This window comes from Stutzerimonas stutzeri KOS6 (genome assembly GCF_000307775.2).
GTDB classification, from domain to species: Bacteria; Pseudomonadota; Gammaproteobacteria; order Pseudomonadales; family Pseudomonadaceae; genus Stutzerimonas; species Stutzerimonas stutzeri_B.
The window spans coordinates 241,232-262,341 of sequence record NZ_KK020676.1; the positions used below are offsets into that span (position 1 = coordinate 241,232).

The 21,110-nt window shown below is 63.6% G+C and carries 14 protein-coding genes and 3 tRNA genes; 9 read left to right on the forward strand and 8 right to left on the reverse strand.

What is annotated here, in order from left to right; translation table 11 throughout:
- The first annotated feature begins 36 nt into the window (after window positions 1-36).
- The 3 genes from B597_RS29680 (at window position 37) to B597_RS29690 (ending at window position 3,932) form a co-directional block, all read left to right on the forward strand.
- Window positions 37-2,298 carry a DUF1631 domain-containing protein gene (locus B597_RS29680; protein ID WP_003295370.1) on the forward strand — a complete coding sequence of 754 codons (2,262 nt, stop codon included), beginning with the start codon at window positions 37-39 and terminating at the stop codon, window positions 2,296-2,298.
- 110 nt (window positions 2,299-2,408) lie between these two features.
- Entirely contained in the window at window positions 2,409-2,582 is a 174-nt protein-coding gene (locus B597_RS29685; RefSeq protein ID WP_003295371.1) for a DUF3094 family protein, read from the forward strand.
- Window positions 2,583-2,636: 54 nt separating this feature from the next.
- Window positions 2,637-3,932 carry an NAD(P)/FAD-dependent oxidoreductase gene (locus B597_RS29690; RefSeq protein WP_003295373.1) on the forward strand — a complete coding sequence of 432 codons (1,296 nt, stop codon included), beginning with the start codon at window positions 2,637-2,639 and terminating at the stop codon, window positions 3,930-3,932.
- A 118-nt stretch (window positions 3,933-4,050) separates the two neighbouring features.
- On the opposite strand, the gene B597_RS29695 is transcribed toward B597_RS29690, so the two are convergent.
- The 6 genes from B597_RS29695 to rluD form a co-directional block, all read right to left on the reverse strand.
- Window positions 4,051-4,126: transfer RNA gene (locus tag B597_RS29695), tRNA-Lys, on the reverse strand.
- Window positions 4,127-4,131: 5 nt separating this feature from the next.
- A tRNA-Pro gene (locus B597_RS29700) sits at window positions 4,132-4,208 on the reverse strand.
- Between the two features lie 9 nt (window positions 4,209-4,217).
- Window positions 4,218-4,293: transfer RNA gene (locus tag B597_RS29705), tRNA-Asn, on the reverse strand.
- Window positions 4,294-4,492: 199 nt separating this feature from the next.
- Window positions 4,493-7,057, reverse strand: a complete 2,565-nt coding sequence (gene clpB, locus B597_RS29710; protein ID WP_003295376.1) for an ATP-dependent chaperone ClpB — start codon at window positions 7,055-7,057, stop codon at window positions 4,493-4,495.
- Between the two features lie 156 nt (window positions 7,058-7,213).
- Window positions 7,214-7,951 carry a peptidoglycan editing factor PgeF gene (gene pgeF, locus B597_RS29715; RefSeq protein WP_003295377.1) on the reverse strand — a complete coding sequence of 246 codons (738 nt, stop codon included), beginning with the start codon at window positions 7,949-7,951 and terminating at the stop codon, window positions 7,214-7,216.
- Window positions 7,948-8,922, reverse strand: a complete 975-nt coding sequence (gene rluD / locus B597_RS29720) for a 23S rRNA pseudouridine(1911/1915/1917) synthase RluD (protein ID WP_003295379.1) — start codon at window positions 8,920-8,922, stop codon at window positions 7,948-7,950. Before rluD ends, pgeF begins: the two co-directional genes overlap by 4 nt.
- A gap of 205 nt (window positions 8,923-9,127) precedes the next feature.
- Here rluD and B597_RS29725 point away from each other — a divergent pair, with 205 nt between their 5' ends.
- From B597_RS29725 to B597_RS29740, 4 genes are all read left to right on the forward strand, one after another.
- Entirely contained in the window at window positions 9,128-10,117 is a 990-nt protein-coding gene (locus tag B597_RS29725; RefSeq protein ID WP_003295381.1) for an outer membrane protein assembly factor BamD, read from the forward strand.
- 102 nt (window positions 10,118-10,219) lie between these two features.
- Entirely contained in the window at window positions 10,220-10,453 is a 234-nt protein-coding gene (locus tag B597_RS29730; RefSeq protein WP_003295383.1) for a PP0621 family protein, read from the forward strand.
- Window positions 10,443-12,035, forward strand: coding sequence for a sensor histidine kinase (locus B597_RS29735; protein WP_003295385.1), 1,593 nt, complete (start codon window positions 10,443-10,445; stop codon window positions 12,033-12,035). The genes B597_RS29730 and B597_RS29735 overlap by 11 nt, the downstream gene beginning before the upstream one ends.
- Window positions 12,036-12,160: 125 nt before the next feature.
- Window positions 12,161-13,498: a sigma-54-dependent transcriptional regulator gene (locus B597_RS29740; protein ID WP_024161782.1), complete on the forward strand. Its 1,338-nt coding sequence runs from the start codon at window positions 12,161-12,163 to the stop codon at window positions 13,496-13,498.
- A 157-nt stretch (window positions 13,499-13,655) separates the two neighbouring features.
- Here the strand turns inward: B597_RS29740 and B597_RS29745 are convergent, their stop codons facing one another.
- The gene (locus B597_RS29745) at window positions 13,656-14,714 is read right to left on the reverse strand and encodes a DUF2333 family protein (protein WP_003295389.1); all 1,059 of its coding nucleotides are present in this window, start codon (window positions 14,712-14,714) and stop codon (window positions 13,656-13,658) included.
- A 214-nt stretch (window positions 14,715-14,928) separates the two neighbouring features.
- Between B597_RS29745 and B597_RS29750 the strand changes: the two genes are divergently transcribed.
- Together B597_RS29750 and B597_RS29755 are read left to right on the forward strand one after the other, a co-directional pair.
- Window positions 14,929-16,524, forward strand: coding sequence for a response regulator (locus B597_RS29750; RefSeq protein ID WP_003295390.1), 1,596 nt, complete (start codon window positions 14,929-14,931; stop codon window positions 16,522-16,524).
- A 150-nt stretch (window positions 16,525-16,674) separates the two neighbouring features.
- Complete coding sequence (locus B597_RS29755) at window positions 16,675-18,636, forward strand: methyl-accepting chemotaxis protein (RefSeq protein WP_003295391.1); 1,962 nt, start codon at window positions 16,675-16,677, stop codon at window positions 18,634-18,636.
- A gap of 48 nt (window positions 18,637-18,684) precedes the next feature.
- On the opposite strand, the gene B597_RS29760 is transcribed toward B597_RS29755, so the two are convergent.
- Window positions 18,685-20,964, reverse strand: coding sequence for a YgiQ family radical SAM protein (locus tag B597_RS29760; RefSeq protein ID WP_003295392.1), 2,280 nt, complete (start codon window positions 20,962-20,964; stop codon window positions 18,685-18,687).
- Window positions 20,965-21,110: the final 146 nt, after the last annotated feature.

The following is a 21,110-nucleotide window of genomic DNA, read 5'->3' on the forward strand; positions in this document are numbered from 1 at the left end:
TGACCGCCCCAAGCAGGCGACCGCAGGAGAGTCTCGATGCGAACCGATGCGAAAGTGGTGCACCTTAACAAGGCCGCCCCTGAGCACAAGCCTTCCTCACCGGCTGGCCGCCTGCCCGTGGCGCTGATCAGCGTGCGCGACAAGGCCGCTCAGCAACTGCGTCAGGCCCTGCAATCACTCTTCGACAATGCCGACGACTCGCTCTTCGAGATTGCCGATCGCGCCACCAGCAACTCCGAGCAGAATGCCTTCTTCGAGGCCATGCGCGATTTGCGCATGAAACGCCGCAACATCGAACGCGGCTTCCTGCAGCAGCTGTTCGAAGCCTTCTCCAGACTCAACCAGTACGAGATAGGCAAACCGCCCGTGCCGGAAAACGTCTCTTTCGACAGCCTTTCGCTGGTCCAGAACGACGAACTGGAAGAGTCCGTCGCCGTCGACACCATGGTAGCCAAGGTCATGAGCCGCGCGGCACAACCGCTGGGGCACCTGACAACCCGCATGAATGCGCTGATCAGCAAGAAGCTCGACGACAGGAGCAACCCGCTCGGCCCGCATGCGCTCTGCGATTATTTCATCGAGGCGAGCAGCAGCCTTGGCGTGGAAATCAAGGTCAAGCTGATCATCTTCAAGCTGTTCGAAAAGTACGTGCTGGGCGATCTCGACCAGCTCTATGCCGAGGCCAACCAGACCCTCGTGGCAGCAGGCATCCTGCCAGAGCTTCAGTCCGCCTTGCCGCGGCGCCAGCAACGCCAGGGCGCCCCGGGTGGCAGCCATGCGCCAACCGCACCTCTCAACCAGGCCGCGCAACCCGACGAGGGCCTGCAGGAAGCCGCGTTCAGCGCCCTGCACAGCCTGCTTTCCGAACTTCGCGGCATTAGTGCTCTGCCCCCTCGCAACGTGCCCGGCGACGCCATACCCATCTCCAGCAGCGACCTGCTCCGCCTGTTGTCGCACATGCAGACGCGCGCCCCTCAGCCGGCGGACGACTTCGATCTTCAGCAGCAGCTTGCCAACCTGCTCAACCGAGTCAGCGCCAAGACAGGCAGGTCACGCGTGGTCGGCGAGATCGACGATGACGTGATCAACTTGGTGTCCATGCTGTTCGAGTTCATTCTCGACGACCGTACGCTGCCCGACTCGCTCAAGGCACTGATCGGCCGCCTGCAGATCCCCTTCCTGAAGGTCGCGGTATTGGACAAGACCTTCTTCAGCCGCGGCAGCCATCCGGCACGACGCCTGCTCAACGAGGTCGCCTCCGCATCGATGGGCTGGGGAGACCAGGACGAAGCCCAGCGCGACAACCTTTACCAGAAGATCGAGCAGATCGTGGCGCGCCTGCTCAATGAGTTCACCGACGACCCGACCCTCTTCTCCGAGCTGCTGACCGATTTCCTTGCATTCATTGGCGACGAACGGCGTCGCAGCGAACTGCTCGAACAGCGCACCCGCGATGCCGAGGAAGGGCGCGCCAAGGCCGAGATGGCTCGCCAGGAAGTGGAGCACGCCCTGAACCAGCGCCTGCTGGGCAAGACTCTTCCGGAAGTCGTGGTCCGCCTGCTGCAGGAGGCCTGGAGCAAGGTACTGCTCCTCACCTGCCTGAAACATGGCACCCAGTCCGCAGAGTGGCAGGCAGCCCTGGACACCATGGACGATCTGGTGTGGAGCGTAACGCCGCACGAGGACGAGGAGTCCCGGGCACGTCTGCTGGAGCTGGTTCCGAGCTTGCTCAAGGCCCTGCGCGAAGGACTGGTCAGCGCGGCCTTCGACCCCTTCTCCACCGGCGATTTCTTCACTCGCCTCGAAGCGCTCCACGTACAGACACTGCAGCGCATCCAGCCACCGCAGAGCCCGAACGAGACCGACGACATAGCTGTCGATACCGGCGCTGCTTCCTTCCCTGCAGCACCGGCAAACGAGGCAGCCCCGGCCATGGTCGAGGTCGTCGAGGAAATCGTCCTGCTGGCACCAGGCGAAAGTCGCGAACAGGAGCCGGAGATCAACCTGCCGGACAACGACGAAGCACTGGTTCAGGTCGACAACCTGCGGGTCGGCAGCTGGGTCGAGTTCCAGGAAGACGAAGAGCACAAGCTGCGCTGCAAGCTGGCTGCGGTGATCAAACCTACCGGCAAGTACATCTTCGTCAACCGCACCGGCATGAAGGTACTGGAGAAAACCCGTATGGGCCTGGCCAGCGAATTCCAGCGCGGTGCCATTCGCCTGCTGAACGATACCCTGTTGTTCGACCGCGCCCTGGAGTCGGTGATCGGCAATCTGCGCAGGCTGAAAGACACCTGACCCTCTCCCCGGCGGGCCGCTCGATCCGCCGCACGCGTCATACAGTCGCAGATGAGCCTTGGCTTTTGACCCCACGCGGCTAGAATGCGTACACCCCTTTCGAGGTGCCCATGCCCAGCCGCCTGAATCCCGAAGACCAGCAGCGCGTCGACGAATACCTCCGCGCCCCGCAGCACCAGGTCGAACGCCAGCCGTTTCGCCCCTGGCTCCTGCTGCTTGTCGTGCTGGCCGTCGTGATAGGCCTTGGACTGCTGAGCCGCCTCCTGAGCCGTCTAGTGCTTTGAGCACCGCTCGCCTTGACTGCCCCCCCGATTTCCTTGCAGCTATGAGTTACTCCCATGTCACATCGAATCGTAATCGTCGGCGGCGGCGCCGGCGGGCTAGAGCTTGCTACCCGCCTGGGTAGAACCCTGGGCAAACGCGGCACAGCCCGAATCACGCTGGTCGACGCCAATCTGACGCACATCTGGAAGCCGCTGCTGCACGAGGTTGCAGCCGGCTCGCTGAATTCCTCGGCAGACGAACTCAACTACGTAGCCCAGGCCAAATGGAATCACTTCGAATTTCAGATGGGCCGCATGGCCGGCCTGGATCGCGCCAGTAAGTGCATTCGACTGGAGGCCACGCGTGACGAGTTCGGCGTTGAGCTGGTGCCCTCGCGCGCGCTGAATTACGACACACTGGTAATCGCCGTCGGCAGCACGACCAACGACTTCGGCACCCAGGGGGCCGCAGAGCACTGCATATTTCTCGACACCCGCGAGCAGGCGGAGCGCTTTCATCGGCAGCTGCTGAGTCACTACATGCGCGCTCATGCTGGCGAGGCCGCGTCGAGCGACATCAGCATGGCTATCGTCGGCGCTGGCGCGACCGGCGTCGAACTCGCCGCCGAACTGCTGCACGCAGCCAAGGAACTGGCCGCCTATGGCCTGGACGGCATCAAACCGGAGGACGTTAAGATCACGCTCATCGAGGCCGGCCCGAAGGTACTGCCGGCGCTGCCCGAGCGCATCAGTCAACCCGTGCACCAAACGCTGCTCGATCTGGGAGTCAAGGTCCTCACCGGCGCTGCAGTCAGCGAAGTCACCGCCGAAGGCCTGCACACCAAGCAGGGCGAGTTCATCCAGGCCAGCCTCAAGGTCTGGGCCGCCGGGATCAAGGCTCCGGCCTTCTTGCACGAGCTTGATGGCCTGGAAACCAACCGCATCAACCAACTGGTTGTCCATCCGACACTGCAGAGCACCCGCGACGAGAACATCTTCGCGTTTGGCGACTGCGCCGCCTGCCCTCAACCGGATAGCGACCGCAACGTCCCACCTCGCGCACAGGCAGCCCACCAACAGGCTTCGATGCTGGCCCGTTCGATCCGCAATCGACTGGAAGGCAAGCCGCTGCCGACCTACCGCTACAAGGACTACGGCTCACTGATTTCGCTGTCGAGTTTCTCGGCGGTAGGCAATCTGATGGGCAACCTGACCGGCAACGTCATGCTCGAAGGCTGGCTGGCACGGATGTTCTACATCTCGCTGTACCGTATGCACCAGATCGCGCTTTATGGCATCCCCCGGACGCTGCTGATGATGCTCGGCGACAAGCTCAGCCGCACGACGGAGCCGCGCCTGAAGCTCCATTGATGCAGAAAAGGCGCACCCCAGGGTGCGCCATCAATGTTTCGACAAGGAATCGCAGGCGAAAAAAAAGCTGGATGCCCGCGAGGACATCCAGCCTTTCATGCTTCCAGAGAAGCTCGTATGGTGGGTCGTGTAGGATTCGAACCTACGACCAATTGGTTAAAAGCCAACTGCTCTACCAACTGAGCTAACGACCCAAAAATGGTCGGGGTAGGGGGATTCGAACTCCCGACATCCTGCTCCCAAAGCAGGCGCGCTACCGGACTGCGCTATACCCCGATTGGAATTTGGCTCCGCGACCAGGACTCGAACCTGGGACCCAATGATTAACAGTCATTTGCTCTACCGACTGAGCTATCGCGGAACAACTAGCAATTCCAGCTCTTCAGCGTTACGTTCCCGCCTCAGAGGCGCGCCATTTTACGGTTCCCGGCACCGCTGTCAACCCTAAAAACGCGATTACTGACAACAGTTTGCGCTCACCCGTTGCGTCGTCGAAAAAAACCACCGAATCGGCCACCGCTCGCGCAGCGAATCATCTCTGCGCGAGCATGGCCTGGCCGTCAGCCGAAGACGATCTGCTCGCCCTCCACCCGAGCCTTGACGCTGCTGCCCGGCGCGAACTGGCCGGCGAGTATCTGCTGCGCCAGCGGATTCTCGATCCAGCGCTGAATCGCACGCTTGAGCGGGCGGGCACCGTACACCGGGTCGTAGCCGACAGCGACCAGCTTGTCCATCGCCTCCTGACTCAGCTCCAGGCTCAGCTCGCGCTCGGCCAGACGCTTGCGCAACCGCCCAAGCTGAATCTCGGCAATCCCGGCGATCTGCTCGCGAGCAAGCGGATCGAACACCACCACTTCGTCGATGCGGTTGATGAACTCCGGCCGGAAGTGATGCGCTACCGCGTCCATCACCGCCGCACGCTGCGCATCGGGGTCGCCGACGAGTTCCTGGATCTGCGTCGAACCGAGGTTGGAGGTCATCACGATCACGGTGTTCTTGAAGTCCACCGTGCGCCCATGACTGTCGGTCAGGCGACCATCTTCCAGCACCTGCAACAACACGTTGAACACGTCGGGATGGGCCTTTTCCACCTCATCCATCAGCACTACCGAATAGGGTTTGCGGCGCACCGCTTCGGTCAGGTAACCGCCCTCTTCGTAGCCAACGTAGCCCGGCGGCGCACCGATCAGGCGTGCAACGGAGTGCTTCTCCATGAACTCGGACATGTCGATGCGGATCATCGCCTCCTCGGTATCGAAGAGGAATTCGGCCAGCGCCTTGCATAGCTCCGTCTTGCCCACCCCGGTCGGGCCGAGGAAGAGGAACGAGCCACTCGGACGATTCGGGTCGGCCAGGCCGGCGCGCGAGCGGCGAACGGCATTGGCCACCGCCACCACCGCCTCATGCTGACCGATGACACGGGTGTGCAGCATGTCCTCCATGCGCAGCAGCTTGTCGCGCTCGCCTTCGAGCATTTTCGAGACAGGAATGCCGGTCCACTTGGAAACCACCTCGGCGATTTCCTCGTCGGTCACCTTGTTGCGCAGCAGCTGGTTCTCTTTCTTGCCGTGCTGATCGACCATTTCCAGGCTGCGCTCGAGGTCCGGAATGATGCCGTATTGCAGCTCCGCCATGCGCGCCAGATCGCCCTTGCGACGTGCCGCTTCGAGCTCCGCCTTGGCCTGCTCGATCTTCTGCTGGATTTGTGCCGAGCCTTGCACCTCGGCCTTTTCCGACTTCCAGATTTCCTCCAGGTCGGCGTATTCCCGCTCCAGCCTGGCGATGTCATCCTCGAGTTTGGCCAGGCGTTTCCTGGTGGCTTCGTCGTCCTCTTTCTTCAGTGCCTCACGCTCGATCTTCAGCTGGATCAGGCGTCGATCCAGGCGATCGAGCTCTTCCGGCTTGGAATCGATTTCCATGCGGATGCGACTGCCGGCCTCGTCGATCAGATCGATGGCCTTGTCCGGTAGCTGACGGTCAGTGATGTAGCGATGGCTGAGCTTGGCCGCAGCAATGATGGCACCGTCGGTAATGGTCACCCCATGGTGCACTTCGTAGCGTTCCTTGAGGCCCCGGAGGATGGCGATGGTGTCTTCCTCGCTCGGCTCATCGACCAGGACCTTCTGGAAGCGGCGCTCCAGCGCGGCGTCTTTCTCGATGTACTGGCGGTACTCGTCGAGGGTGGTGGCACCCACGCAATGCAGCTCGCCGCGCGCAAGCGCAGGCTTGAGCATGTTGCCCGCATCCATGGCGCCCTCGGCCTTGCCGGCACCGACCATGGTATGCAGCTCGTCGATGAACAGGATCACGCGCCCTTCCTGCTTGGACAGCTCGTTGAGCACCGCCTTGAGACGCTCCTCGAATTCGCCGCGGAACTTGGCGCCGGCAATCAGCGAGCCCATGTCCAGCGCCAGCAGACGCTTGTCCTTCAGCCCGTCAGGGACCTCACCGTTGACGATGCGCTGGGCCAACCCCTCGACGATGGCGGTCTTGCCCACACCCGGCTCGCCGATCAGCACCGGGTTGTTCTTGGTCCGCCGCTGCAGGACCTGGATGGTGCGACGAATCTCGTCGTCACGGCCGATCACCGGATCGAGCTTGCCGTCCTCGGCGCGCTTGGTCATGTCCACGGTGTACTTGTCCAGCGCCTGGCGCGATTCCTCGGCGTTGGGATCGTTGACCGCCTCGCCGCCGCGCAGGTTGCTGATGGCATTCTCCAGCGCCTTCTTGCTCACGCCCTGAGCCAGCAGCAGCTTGCCCAGGCGGGTATTGCCGTCCAGCGCGGCGAGCAGCACCAGCTCACTGGAAATGTACTGGTCGCCCTTCTGCTGGGCGATGCGATCGGCCTGGTTCAGCAGGCGCGCAAGATCCTGCGACAGGTTCATGTCGCCGGTGGGATTCTGCAGCTTCGGTAGCTGGTCGAGCTCCTTGGTGAGCGCCTGGCGCAAGGCATTGATATCGAAGCCGACCTGCATCAGCAACGGCTTGATCGAACCACCCTGCTGCTCGAGCAGCGCCTGCATCAGGTGCAACGGCTCGATGGATGGGTGATCCAGGCCGACGGCAATGGACTGGGCATCGGAGAGCGCAAGCTGAAGCTTGCTGGTCAATCGATCGATACGCATGGACGTTCATCCTCAGGTAAAGCGGGCCGGCGCTGTGAATCGCGCCTTACACAAACCCGCGAGATGCAGCTTAGATGAGGATGATTGTTGGAGATTCAAGGCGGATGACATTGATGCAGGTCATGCCAGGACCTGCAGTCAATGCCCTGGCTGCGGCTATGGCTCCAGCCAGATCAGACTGGCGAAGCGCCCCGTGCGCGAGGCACGGCGGTAGGAATAGAAGCGCGGATCGCTGAAGGTGCACAGGCCTCCACCATAAACCGCGTTGACGCCAACGGCCGCCAGGCGAATACGCGCCAGCTGATAGAGATCCGCCATGAAACGCCCGGGATTGTGACTCGGCAGGAAGGCCACGGCAGCCTCGGCATGCTGCGCCAGAAAAGCCTCGCGCACCTCGCTGCCCACTTCGAATGACGCCGGCCCGATCGCCGGCCCCAGCCAGGCCAGAACCTCGTCGGGCGGCACCGCCAGCGCCTCGAGCGTCGCTTCGAGCACGCCGCCAGCCAGGCCACGCCAGCCGGCGTGAGCGGCAGCGACACGGGTCGCGCCACGATCGCAGAACAGTACCGGCAGGCAATCGGCGGTCAGCACCGTGCAAGCTTCGCCAGGCACTGCGCTCCAGCTGGCATCGGCGGTCGCACAGACGCCGCGAGCAGCCTCGATCGCCACGCTGGAATGCACCTGCGCCAACCATACCGGCTGACAGCCGAGCACCTCCTGCAGATGCCGGCGATTGCAGGCCACCGCTGCCGGATCGTCACCGACGTGATCGCCCAGGTTGAAGCTGTCGAACGGGGCAACACTGAGCCCACCTCGACGCGTCGTCACGCAGGCGCGGACGCCGGCCGGAGCCGGCCAATCGGGTGTCAGCCAGTCTTCGCCCCAGGCGTTCACCCGACGAAGGCCTCGCGATCCTGCTGCAGCAGCGTCAGCAACCAGACGAAGTCGTCCGGTAGCGGCGACTCCCACTTCATGCGCTGCCCGGTCACGGGATGATCAAGCTCAAGGAAGCGCGCATGCAGGGCCTGGCGCGGGAAGTCGCGCAACGACTGCACCAACGTCGGGCTGGCCGCCGGCGGAATACGAAAACGCCCGCTGTAGAGCGGATCGCCCACCAGCGGATAACCGAGATGGGTCATGTGCACACGAATCTGATGGGTGCGCCCGGTTTCCAGCTTGACCCGCACATGGGTGTGCGAGCGGAAGCGCTCGAGCACCCGGTAGTGGCTGACCGCCGGCTTGCCGCCCTCCACGACCGCCATGCGCTGGCGCTGCTGGCCATGCCGGCCGATCGGCGCATTGACCGTGCCGCCGGTAATGATCACGCCAATCACGATGGCCTCATAGATGCGGCTGACGCTGCGTGCCTGCAACTGCTCGACCAGGCGGGTCTGCGCCTGCAGCGTCTTGGCCACCACCATCAGGCCCGTGGTGTCCTTGTCCAGGCGATGCACGATGCCGGCACGCGGCACGTTGATCAGATCCGGAACATGGTGCAGCAAGGCGTTGAGCAGCGTGCCGTCGGCATGCCCGGCCGCCGGATGCACCACCAGGCCGGCCGGCTTGTCGATCACCAGGATCTGCTCGTCCTCGTAGACGATGTCGAGCGGGATGTCCTGGGCCACCCATTCGCCCTGCGCCTGCTGTTCGGCGCTCAGTTCGAGCAGGGCACCGGCATGCACCGTGTCGCGGGGGCGCAGCACAGCGCCATCCACCGTCAGCAGACCATCCTTGATCCAGGCGGCAAGACGCGAGCGCGAGTGTTCGGAAAAGAGCTGCGCCGCGACCTGATCGAGACGTTGCCCGCCAAGGTCAAACGGCACCTCGGCACTGAGTTGGATGGCCTGCTTGGAAGTCGTGGACATACGGCGAGATAGATTCGTCTGAGAGAGGCAGGTGACATCCGCTGATCGCAGATGAACCCGGGGACCGCAGATGGCGGAGCGGCCTTTGGTTTCGGCTACACGCTTGTGTTTAAATACGGCGTCTTTGTCCCGGCGCACCGGGGCGCTCATCATAACAGGACGGCTCCGCGCGAGACAGCCAGCCGTCACAGGGACGCAAGCCGCCATGCAAGTGAAACACCTGCTGCTGATCGCCATTTTCGCCCTAACCGCCGCCTGTTCGTCCAACGAGACCGTCGACGAGAACCTGGGTGAAGTCGAGCTGTACCAGCAAGCACAGGCCGACCTGGACAACAAGAGCTACACCAGCGCCATCAGCAAGCTCAAGGCTCTGGAGTCACGCTATCCGTTCGGCCGCTTCGCCGAGCAGGCGCAGCTCGAACTGATCTACGCCTACTATCGGAATGTCGAGCCTGAAGCCGCACGTGCCGCGGCAGAGCGCTTCATCCGCCTGCACCCGCAGCATCCGAACGTCGACTATGCCTACTACCTCAAGGGCCTGGCCTCGTTCGACCAGGATCGCGGCCTGCTCGCGCGCTTCCTGCCGCTGGACATGACCAAACGCGACCCGGGCGCCGCTCGCGATTCGTTCAACGAATTCGCCCAGCTCACCAGCCGCTATCCCAACAGCCGCTACTCGCCGGATGCCAAGACGCGCATGGTCTACCTGCGCAACCTGCTGGCGGCCAACGAAATCCACGTGGCGCACTACTACCTCAAGCGCCAGGCATATGTCGCTGCGGCCAACCGCGGGCGTTACGTGGTGGAAAACTTCCAGGGCACGCCGGCGGTGGCCGATGGCCTGGCGGTGATGACCGAGGCCTACCAGCGCCTGGGGCTCGACGACCTCGCCGAGACCAGCCTGAAGACCCTGCAGCTCAACTACCCGGAGCACGTGACGCTCGAAGACGGCAAGTTCACGCCGATCGAGCGCGAAGACGACAACCGCAGCTGGCTGAGCAAGGCGACGCTGGGGTTCATCGAGGGCGAAGCGCCGCGCCCGGATGTCTCCCAGGCCAATCGCGACGTGCTGCGCCAGTACGAAAGCGCCGAGCAGGACCTGCCCGAAGAGCTCCGCCCGGTGCTTGAGGAAGTCGAGCAGCAGGAGGCCAAGCGCTCCTGGTGGAGTCGCCTGACCTTTGGCCTGTTCGACTGAGCGAGGCCAGCCGGCACCGGGACGCTTCGCCAGGCCAGATCGGGCCCGCCATGATCGTCCCCATGCCCGCCTGATCGTAACGCTTAACCGGAAGGAATCGATATGGGTCTGTTTCGCCTGCTGTTCTGGATCGCACTGATCGGCGCAGCCTTCTGGCTGTGGCGCCGCTTTACACAGAAGAAGGCCGCTCCCAGGCAACGCCAGTCCAGCCTGCCGATGGTCCGCTGCGCGCAGTGCGGCGTGCATGTACCGCAGGACCAGGCACTCCAGTCTCAGGATCGCTGGTACTGCAGCCAGGCTCATCTGGAGCAGGACAGCACCCCCGGTGGGCACTGAAAACCTCACCTTCCTCGGCGACCAGGGACGGAGAATCCTCCGTCTTTACCATCTCTACCGCCTGACCATCGGCCTGGCACTGGTGCTGCTGATCAGCAGCGATCTGCACAGCGACCTGCTGCAGATGATCAATCCACAGCTGTTCCAGTACGGCGCCTGGCTCTACCTGATCCTCAACATCATCGTCGCCGTACTGGTGCAGAATCCGACGCGCGACCTGCCCGTGCTCAGCCTGGCGCTGATGGACGTCATCCTGCTGTCAGGCCTGTTCTATTTCGGCGGCGGCACACCTAGCGGAATCGGCAACCTGCTGATCATCGCAGTCGCCATCGCCAACATCCTTCTGCGCGGGCGCGTCGGTTTCTTCATTGCCGCCGTGGCCGCGATCGGCCTGATCTACCTGACCTTCTATCTCAGCATCAGCCGGCCGCAAGCCAGCAGCCAGTACCTCCAGGCCGGCGCGCTTGGCACGCTTTGCTTCGCTGCCGCATTCCTGGTGCAAGGCCTCACCCGCCGACTCCAGGCCAGTGAAAACCTCGCGCGCCAACGCGCTGAAGACGTGGCCAACCTCGAAGCGCTCAATTCACTGATCCTCCAGCGCATGCGCACCGGCATCCTGGTGCTGGACCCTCAGGAGCGCGTACTGCTGGCCAACCAGGGCGCCCTGCAACTGCTCGGCCAGGATTCGCTGGCCGGCGAACGCCTCGCCCCACGCTGCCCTGAGCTGCTCCAGGCACTGCAGCAGTGGCGTGGCAACCCCACGCTGCGCCCGCAGAATCTCCGGGCCACGCCAGGCGGACCAACGTTGCAGCCAAGCTTCGCTGCCTTGCAGCACGGCAACAAAGTCGACACCCTGGTGTTCCTCGAGGACATCTCGCAGATTGCCCAGAAGGCCCAGCAACTCAAGCTCGCCTCCCTTGGCCGCCTTACCGCCAGCATCGCCCACGAGATCCGCAACCCCCTGGGCGCCATCAGCCACGCAGCGCAACTGCTTCATGAATCCGAGGAACTGGACGACTCCGACCGGCGCCTGGCACAGATCATCCAGGACCACTCGCGGCGGATGAATCTGGTCATCGAAAACGTCCTGCAACTCTCACGGCGCCGCCAGGCGGAGCCACAACTGCTGGACCTCAAGTACTGGCTTCACCGTTTCATCAGCGAGTTCCGCCAGGGGCTGAGCCCGCAACAGAGCGTCCACCTGGAGGCCATCGGCAGCTCCCTGCAGACTCGCATGGACCCCAACCAGCTCACTCAGGTGCTGACCAATCTGGTGCAGAACGGGTTGCGCTACAGTGGCCAGCAACACTCGCATGCGCAGGTCTGGCTGCGGTTGTTCCGCGACGAGGAATGCGACTTGCCGATCGTGGAGGTGCTCGATGACGGCCCGGGTATCGCTGCCGAGCAACTGCAAAATGTGTTCGAGCCGTTCTTTACTACCGAGAGCAAAGGCACCGGGCTGGGGCTGTATATTTCCCGGGAGCTCTGCGAAAGCAACCAGGCCCGGCTGGACTATCGCGAGCGACCCGAGGGCGGCAGCTGCTTTCGCATCATCTTCGCCCATCCGCGCAAGCTGGGCTGAAGCGCAGGCTGCCGGCAACGCATCACACATCGACCAAAACGGCAGCCCCGGCGGCCACTGCGGGGTTAACATGCTGCCAGCCACCCCGGCGGACGACACCCGCTTCACGAATCAAGAGCAGGACCATGACCGCGCGCCAGAAAGCACTGATCATCGATGACGAGCCGGATATCCGCGAACTGCTGGAGATCACCCTCGGCCGCATGAAGCTCGATACCCGCAGCGCACGCAACCTCAAGGAAGCTCGCGAATGCCTGGCACGCGAGCACTACGACCTGTGCCTGACCGACATGCGCCTGCCCGATGGCAGCGGCCTGGAACTGGTGCAGCTCATTCAGCAGCAGCACCCGCAGTTGCCCGTGGCGATGATCACCGCATATGGCAGCCTCGATACCGCCATCGGCGCACTCAAGGCGGGGGCGTTCGATTTTCTAACCAAGCCCGTGGACCTCAATCGCTTGCGCGAACTGGTCAGCAGCGCCCTGCGTCTGCGCGAGCCTGTCGCGGAGGTTCCGGTGGACAACCGCCTGCTCGGCAGCGCTCCACCGATGAAGATCCTGCGCACGCAGATCGGCAAGCTCGCGCGCAGCCAGGCACCGGTCTACATCAGCGGCGAATCCGGCAGCGGCAAGGAACTGGTGGCCCGTCTGATCCACGAGCAGGGCTCTCGCAGCGAGAAACCCTTCGTCCCGGTCAATTGCGGCGCCATACCATCGGAACTGATGGAGAGCGAGTTCTTCGGCCACAAGAAAGGCAGTTTCAGTGGCGCCATCGAGGATAAGCCGGGCTTGTTCCAGGTCGCCAACGGCGGCACCCTGTTTCTCGATGAAGTGGCGGACCTGCCACTGCCGATGCAGGTCAAGCTGCTGCGCGCCATCCAGGAAAAGGCCGTTCGTGCTGTCGGCGGCGCTCAGGAAGTAATGGTTGATGTGCGCATTCTCTGCGCGACCCACAAGGATCTGGCCAGCGAAGTTGCCGCGGGCCGCTTCCGCCAGGACCTGTATTACCGCCTGAACGTCATCGAATTGCGTGTGCCGCCGCTGCGCGAGCGCCGCGAGGACATCGCCGTGCTGGCCGACGCCATGCTGCGCCGCCTGGCCCAGGCGTGCGGCGACGCCAGCGTCCGCCTGCACCCGGATGCACTGGCCAAGCTTGAGAGCTATCGCTTCCCCGGAAACGTACGCGAACTGGAGAACATGCTCGAGCGCGCCTACACCCTCTGCGAAGGAGAAGAAATCAAGGCTGCCGACTTGCGCCTGGCGGACGGCCCCGTGCTGCCGGACAGCGGCGATAGCAGGCTGGCACAGGTCGACAACCTGGAAGACCACCTTGAAGAAATCGAACGAAAACTGATCATGCAGGCGCTGGAGGAAACCCGCTGGAACCGCACCGCAGCGGCACAACGACTCGGCCTGACCTTCCGCTCGATGCGCTATCGGCTGAAGAAGCTCGGGTTGGATTGAGCTGCAAGCCAACGTAGGGTGGATGTCGTTTTTACATCCACCATGACTTCACTCGCCAGATCGGTGAAGCGTACCCCGGCCTGCAACTCGACGGCACCGCATCCCAGCAGGGTGGACTTCAGCCCACCACCACCAGGCCTGCAGCTCGCGACTGCCCTTACCCCTGCGACAACAGATTGCGCAGATCGATGATCGCCGCATTGGCGCGCGAGATGTAGTTGGCCATCACCAGCGAGTGGTTGGCCAGTACGCCAAAACCACTGCCATTGAGCACCAGCGGGCTCCACAGCGGTTCCTGTGCCGCCTCCAGCTCGCGAATGATCTGCCGGACGCTGATGGTGGCATTCTTCTTCGCCAGCACATCGGCAAAATCGACTTCGATGGCCCTAAGCAGATGCGACAGTGCCCAGGCCTGCCCACGCGCCTCGAAGAAGACATTGTCGATCTGCATCCATGGCGTCTCGACCACCTGCTCCTTGACCTCAGGAACGATGCCCGCCCGCTCCTGTTCCGGCGCGACATCGGCGTCCAGACGCACCCGCCCGACGGAGGCCGAAAGGCGCTGCGACAGCGATCCCAGCCGGGTCGCGGCGTCACCGAGCCAGTTGTTCAGGTTGTCGGCGCGCGTGTAGAAGAGCGCCTTGGGTGCGGGATCGCTCAGGCGGACCAGATAGCGGTCCAGTGCGCGGATGCCATTGCGGTATTCGGATTCGGACGCCGGCAGCGTCCAGCTACGATTGTCGAAGTTGAACAGCGGCTCGGCTTTGGCCAGGTCCGGATCTTCGGTGGATTGCGACTGCGAACGGGCAAAATCCTTGCGCAGTGCCCGTGCAAGGTCGCGGACCTGCACCAGCACGCCATATTCCCAGCTCGGCATGTTGTCCAGCCACAAGCCGGGCGGCGCGATATCGTTGCTCAGGTAGCCGCCGGGCTTGTCGAGCAAGGTGCTGGCAACCCGCTTGAGGGTTTCCACGGTGGTGTAACCACTGGCCAGCTGCAGTTGCGAAGCTTCGGCACTCTGACGTGCATGCTGCTGCACCGGAAACAGATCGGGCTCACGGCTCCAGTACCAGCCCAGGACCACGGTCACCAGCAGATAGATGCCGACCAGGGCGGCAAGAGCCGGCAGAAGCGGGCTGCTGCTCCGATTGCTGGCCTCACCGGCTGAGCGGCTGGAGCGACCGAGACGGGCGAAGCGATTCTTCCAGTCCAACATGGGCTATGTGTCCTTCTCGCGATTCCGAAATTCGACCACCGTACGCCGGAGACGTTGCGGTGACTGGCCGTTACTATAACGCAGCACCCCATCCCGCTCAGTGTCAAATTGAGAACCACTACCGCGCGGCGCACTTCCAAAGCGCTCAGGTGGTGATAGCATGCCGCCACTACAGAGTGCCGGGGCAGTGCGCCTGGTACACAGGGATATCGACATGTCGGATCAGGAAGAACTCAAGCAGCACTTCGCCCAGCGGGTCATCCATCAGGCCCGTGAAGTGCTGGAAGTCTGGCAACAGCTGCAACGCAGCGAATGGAACGATGGCTACCATGCGGCCTTGACCGAAGCGACGTCGCGCCTTCGAAAATTCGCTGATCGCTTCGAGCAGACCGAGCACGCCGAGCTGGCGCTGAGCATCGAGGACTGCCTCAGCGACATCAAGGACAACCGCGGCCGCCTCTCCAGCAGTACCATTTCCATGCTGAGCCAGCTGATCTACCGGCTGGCGCGGACCGGCCTGCGCCACACCGACCCACAAAACCAGTCCTTCCTGCCGCCACTGAGCAAGCCGGTGTACATCGCACTGCAGGATCAGGAGCGCGCTGACCATCTGGTGCGCCAGCTGGACTTCTTCAGCATGTCCGCCCAGGCATTCGGCAACGTCACCGCCTTCCGCGCCGCCATGCATCGCCGCCACCCGTCAGCCATCGTCATGGAGGTCGACTTCAACGGCCCCGGCGAAGGGCTGCGCCTGGCCGAGCAAGTCCAACAAGGGCTCGAGGCCAAGCTGCCGCTGCTGTTCTTCAGCCATGCCGAAACCGATACCCCGACGCGACTGGCAGCCGTGCGCGCGGGAGGCCTGGAGTTCTTCACCGGCACCCTCGATGCCAGCAGCCTGCTGGAAAAGGTCGAAATATTCACCCGCACGGCGCATTACGAACCGATCCGCGTGCTGATCATCGACGACTCCCGAGCCCAGGCGACCCACACCGAGCGCGTCCTGAACAATGCCGGCATCGTGACCCATACCCTGACCGAGCCGATTCAGGCCATCGCCACGCTGGCGGAGTTCCAGCCGGACCTGATCATCCTCGACATGTACATGCCCGAATGCCTGGGCACCGAGCTGGCCAAGGTCATCCGCCAGCACGAACGCTATGTCAGCGTGCCGATCATCTACCTGTCCGCCGAGGACGACCTGGACAAGCAGCTCGACGCGATGGGTGAAGGCGGCGACGATTTCCTCACCAAGCCGATCAAGCCAAGCCATCTGATCGCTACCGTGCGTACGCGCGCGACCCGGGCCAGAAGCCTCAAGGCACGCATCGTTCGCGACAGTCTCACCGGGCTCTACAACCACACCCACAGTCTGCAACTGCTCGAAGACGCACGCTTCCGCGCCCGCCGCGACCAGCGCCCGCTGAGCTTCGCCATGCTCGACATCGATCATTTCAAGCGCGTCAACGACACTTTCGGCCACCCAATGGGCGACCGGGTCATCAAGAGCCTGGCGCTGTTCCTGAAACAGCGCCTGCGCAAGACCGATCATATCGGTCGCTACGGCGGCGAGGAGTTCGCCGTGATTCTGCCCGATACCCCAGCTGAATCGGCCTGCAGGGTGCTCAACGACATTCGCCAGCGCTTCGCCGAAATCCGCTTTCCCGCTCCACCCCAGGATCTGAGCTGTACTTTCAGCTGCGGCATCACCGAGCTGAGCGCAGATGCCGAGGTCAAGAGCCTCACCCAGCAGGCAGACGAGGCGCTCTATCGCGCCAAGCGTGGCGGGCGCAATCGCGTCGAACGCTATTGAGCCGCCACCCGACAGGAGCACACAGCCACTTTTTGGTCCGCCCGGCAGTCGGATTCACGGCCCGAACCACTCGACCAGGCACCGCTGTCATGCAAATGACATCAAACTGCCATAGCTTTCAGTCCTCTCGATCTTTTACGTGAGGCGAGGATGCGCCTGAAGTCGCTTACCACTCTCAACACGCTACTGCTCGTAGCGGTCTGCCTCGCGCTCGGCGCCACCCTCTGGTGGTCGGAGAAGGCGCTGGAACGTCCCTACCTGCTCATGGCGCGCTACCTCGGCCTGTCCCAGCAGTTTCAGCATCAGGCGGCAGAAAACATACACGCCTACCTGGCCAACGGAGATGCGCTGCGTCACAGTCAGGCACAACAGGCCCTCGACCAGCTCGGACAGGACATCGCCGAGCTGCCCGAAGGGCTGGCGGACCAACTGCGCCCAAGCCTGCAGGAACTGACCCGCTTCACCGCCAATGACCTGCTCGCGGCCGGAAAACTGGCCGGCGATCCGCAGGGACTGCTGCTCCAGGCAGAACGTGAGATGGCCGGCACGCTATCGCAGCTGGATGACTACCGAACCGAAGCCAACCACCCTGGCGCACAGGACTACCAGCGCCCGCTTTTCGCGGCAGCCCAACAACTGCAACGCCTGGGTCACGCACGCGGCAAACTGGTGAGCAGCGGTCGCGATGAGCTGACCGGCGAGGTGGAGCAGACGCTGCACAATCTCGAGCAGGAGGCTGCAAAGCTGGAGGCGCTGCCCCTGCTGGGCGTCGAAGCGACAGGCCAGTCGGCGGCGAGCAGTTTCGCGGCGCTGCTGGACCTGGGGAGTGCCACGGATCAGAGCAGCGAGGATCGAGGCATCGCGCTCAAGCGCGAGCTCGCCAGCCTGATCAAGCGCTACCCGGCCGAGCTCCAGCGCACCCGCCAGCTGATCCGCCAACGCAGTGAGTTGCTGGACAGCAGCACGCGCAAGATCAGCGCCGTGCAACAGGCGCTGGCCGAACTGGAACCGACGGTACGCGCAGAGCATGGGCGCATCCAGGCCGAGGTGCGACTGATCCAGGGCGTCATCATCGGGCTCATTCTGCTCATAGCCCTGGCCGCGGACCGCCTGCAACGCCAGCTGACCCGCACCCTGAGCCAACTGGTACCGACCCTCTCGGCCTGGGCGGAAGGTGATTTCACCCACGATGCCCGGATCAAGTCGAAGATCCGCGAGATCACCGACATCGAGAGCTCGCTCAACCGCCTGCGCAGCTACCTGCTGCAGCTGGTCGGGACGCTTCGCGAACAGACCGTTCAGGTGGCAGACAGCAGCCGCACACTCGATGAAATGAGCAGCGACCTGCATGACAGCGCACAGCGACAGACCGGCGACACTGCGCAGATCCGCGATTCGCTGGGCGAGCTGGAAGCGACCATCCAGCAGGTAGCCGACGGCGCCGGCGAAGCCGCCGAGGCCAGCCGTGCCGCCGCGCGTGCCGTGCAGCAGGGCCAGCAGGTGATCGGCGAGAGCCTGACCGGCCTGCACGGACTGGTCAGCGAGGTGCAGGGCAACGCTGTGGCCATCGAACGCCTGGCCGATGAGACCACCACCATCGGGAACGTGCTGACGGTCATTCGCGCCATCGCCGAACAGACCAACCTACTCGCGCTCAACGCGGCTATCGAAGCCGCCCGTGCCGGCAGTCATGGGCGCGGCTTCGCAGTCGTGGCAGACGAGGTACGCTCGCTGGCGCAGCGCACCAGTGGCGCTACCGAAGAAATCCAGCAGTTGATCGGCAGCCTGCAGCAGGCCGCGCGACAGTCGGTGCTGGCGATGCGCAGCCAGGTCGAGCATGCCGAAAGCACTGCCAACCTGGCGCAGAGTGCCGATCAGGCGCTGGACGAGATCGTTTCGACCATCGCAACCATCAGCCGCATGGCGGAGCAGATCGCCCAGGCCACCGCCCAGCAAGGCGATACGGTGAGCGAGATTCGCGGCCACAGCGAACGCATTCACCAGATCGGCGATGCCAACCTGAGCCATATCAGTCGCGGGCGCGAGCAGAGTGCACAGATGCTGCGCCTGGGCAGTGAACTGGACCGGGCGACCCAGGCGTTCAGGTTCTAAAAAACGGAGCCTGACGCTCCGTTTTCTTATGCCGAGGAAGCGCTACCGCTAACGTGGCGCGACCGGGCGATTTGGCTTGCCGCCCTTGCCCGCCGGCTTGCCGCTCTTTTCCGCCTTGCGCCGGGCTTCGGCCGCGGCCTTGGCCTGCTCGCGCTTGTCCCAGGCATTGCCGTCGTGGCTGCGTGGCGGCAGGCCATTGTGCTGGGTGAGGATCTTGCCGCCCTGCCCGGCCTTCTTGCTGCCCACCGGCGTGGAATTCTTGCGCCGCGCGCTCTGATAGCCCTCGGTGGCCGGCTGGTGCGCCGGGATCAGCTGATGCTTGCCATTGCCGATCAGGTCGGCGCGGCCCATGCGGATCAGCGCCTCACGCAGCATCGGCCAACCCCTGGGATCGTGGTAACGCAAGAAGGCCTTGTGCAGGCGGCGCTGCTCCTCGCTCTTGACGATCGTCACGCCCTCGCTCTTGTAGGTCACCTTGCGCAGCGGGTTCTTGCCGGTGTGATACATCGCTGTGGCCGAGGCCATCGGCGACGGATAGAAGGCCTGCACCTGGTCGGCGCGGAAGCCGTTGGCTTTCAGCCACAGGGCGAGGTTCATCATGTCCTCGTCGGTGGTGCCCGGGTGCGCGGCGATGAAGTACGGGATCAGGTACTGCTCCTTGCCCGCCTCCTTCGAATACTTCTCGAACATTCGCTTGAAACGGTCATAGGTGCCGATGCCCGGCTTCATCATCTTGTCCAGCGGACCGCGCTCGGTGTGTTCCGGGGCGATCTTCAGATAGCCGCCGACATGATGCGTGACCAGTTCCTTGACGTACTCCGGCGACTCCACGGCAAGGTCGTAGCGCAGGCCGGAGGCGATCAGGATCTTCTTCACGCCCGGCAGCGCGCGCGCCTTGCGGTACAGTTCGATCAGCGAGCTGTGGTCGGTATCGAGGTTCTCGCAGATGCCGGGGAACACGCAGGACGGCTTGCGGCAGTGCTTCTCGATCTCGTGGCTCTTGCAGGCCAGGCGATACATGTTGGCTGTCGGCCCGCCAAGGTCGGAGACCACGCCTGTGAAGCCCGGCACGTTCTTCATTTCCTCGATCTCGTGCAGGATCGACTCGTGGGAACGGCTCTGGATGATGCGTCCCTCGTGCTCGGTGATCGAGCAGAAGGTGCAGCCACCGAAGCAGCCGCGCATGATGTTCACCGAGAAACGGATCATCTCGTAGGCCGGGATCTTCGCCCCGGCATAGGCCGGATGCGGCACGCGCGCATAGGGCGCGGCGAACACGTAATCCATTTCCTCGGTGGTCAGCGGAATCGGCGGCGGGTTGAGCCACAGCTCGCGGTCGTCGTGCCGCTGCACCAGCGCACGGGCGTTGCCAGGGTTGGTTTCCAGGTGCAGCACGCGGTTGGCGTGGGCATACAACGCCGGATCGTTGCGCACCTTTTCGAAGGACGGCAGGCGGATCACCGTGCGCTCGCGCTCGAGTTTCGGGTGCGGCAGCAGCTCGACCGGCCGGGCCTCGTTCGGGTCTTCCTGCGGCCCTTTATCCTTCTCGATGGCGCAGGCGGACAGATCCTGGGTATTGACGTAGGGGTTGATGATCTTGTCGATCTTGCCCGGACGGTCGATGCGCGTGGAGTCGATCTCGAACCAGCCCTCGGGCGTGTCCTTGCGGATGAACGCGGTGCCGCGCACGTCGGTGATGGCTTCGATCGACTCGCCGCGGGCCAGGCGCTGAGCCACCTCGACAATGGCCCGCTCGGCATTGCCGTAGAGCAGGATGTCGGCAGTGGCATCCATCAGGATCGAGCGGCGTACCTTGTCCGACCAGTAGTCGTAATGGGCAATACGGCGCAGCGAAGCCTCGATGCCGCCGAGCACCACTGGCACGTGCTTGTAGGCCTCCTTGCAGCGCTGGCTGTAGACCAGGCTGGCGCGGTCCGGGCGCTTGCCGGCCAGACCACCCGGGGTATAAGCGTCATCGGAGCGGACCTTGCGATCGGCGGTGTAGCGGTTGATCATCGAGTCCATGTTGCCGGCGGCGACGCCGAAGAACAGGTTCGGCTCGCCGAGCTTCATGAAGTCGTCTTTGCTCTGCCAGTCGGGCTGACTGATGATGCCGACGCGAAAGCCCTGCGCCTCGAGCAGGCGGCCGATGATCGCCATGCCGAAAGACGGATGATCGACATAGGCATCACCCGTGACGATGATGATGTCGCACGAATCCCAGCCGAGCTGATCCATCTCCTCCCTGCTCATCGGCAGGAACGGCGCCGGACCGAAACACTCGGCCCAGTACTTGGGATAGTCGAACAGTGGCTTGACGGCATGCATGGCTGGAAACCGGGGCAGCGAAAACGGGCGCGGAATATAGCACAAAAAATAACCAAGTCCGACCACCGCACAGGGTCTTTATCCACCCCGCGACAGCCGCGCGCAGATAACCGGCAGCGCCGGCTACGCCCGTGCGCCCCGACTCA

What these genes read in the sequence shown, in the direction of transcription:
- B597_RS29685 (WP_003295371.1), top strand. Translation starts at nt 2,409, where the DNA reads ATGCCCAGCCGCCTGAATCCCGAAGACCAGCAGCGCGTCGACGAATAC.
- B597_RS29755 (WP_003295391.1), top strand. Translation starts at nt 16,675, where the DNA reads ATGCGCCTGAAGTCGCTTACCACTCTCAACACGCTACTGCTCGTAGCG.
- B597_RS29750 (WP_003295390.1), top strand. Translation starts at nt 14,929, where the DNA reads ATGTCGGATCAGGAAGAACTCAAGCAGCACTTCGCCCAGCGGGTCATC.
- B597_RS29725 (WP_003295381.1), top strand. Translation starts at nt 9,128, where the DNA reads ATGCAAGTGAAACACCTGCTGCTGATCGCCATTTTCGCCCTAACCGCC.
- B597_RS29730 (WP_003295383.1), top strand. Translation starts at nt 10,220, where the DNA reads ATGGGTCTGTTTCGCCTGCTGTTCTGGATCGCACTGATCGGCGCAGCC.
- B597_RS29740 (WP_024161782.1), top strand. Translation starts at nt 12,161, where the DNA reads ATGACCGCGCGCCAGAAAGCACTGATCATCGATGACGAGCCGGATATC.
- B597_RS29680 (WP_003295370.1), top strand. Translation starts at nt 37, where the DNA reads ATGCGAACCGATGCGAAAGTGGTGCACCTTAACAAGGCCGCCCCTGAG.
- clpB (WP_003295376.1), bottom strand. Translation starts at nt 7,057, where the DNA reads ATGCGTATCGATCGATTGACCAGCAAGCTTCAGCTTGCGCTCTCCGAT.
- B597_RS29690 (WP_003295373.1), top strand. Translation starts at nt 2,637, where the DNA reads ATGTCACATCGAATCGTAATCGTCGGCGGCGGCGCCGGCGGGCTAGAG.
- B597_RS29760 (WP_003295392.1), bottom strand. Translation starts at nt 20,964, where the DNA reads ATGCATGCCGTCAAGCCACTGTTCGACTATCCCAAGTACTGGGCCGAG.
- B597_RS29745 (WP_003295389.1), bottom strand. Translation starts at nt 14,714, where the DNA reads ATGTTGGACTGGAAGAATCGCTTCGCCCGTCTCGGTCGCTCCAGCCGC.
- rluD (WP_003295379.1), bottom strand. Translation starts at nt 8,922, where the DNA reads ATGTCCACGACTTCCAAGCAGGCCATCCAACTCAGTGCCGAGGTGCCG.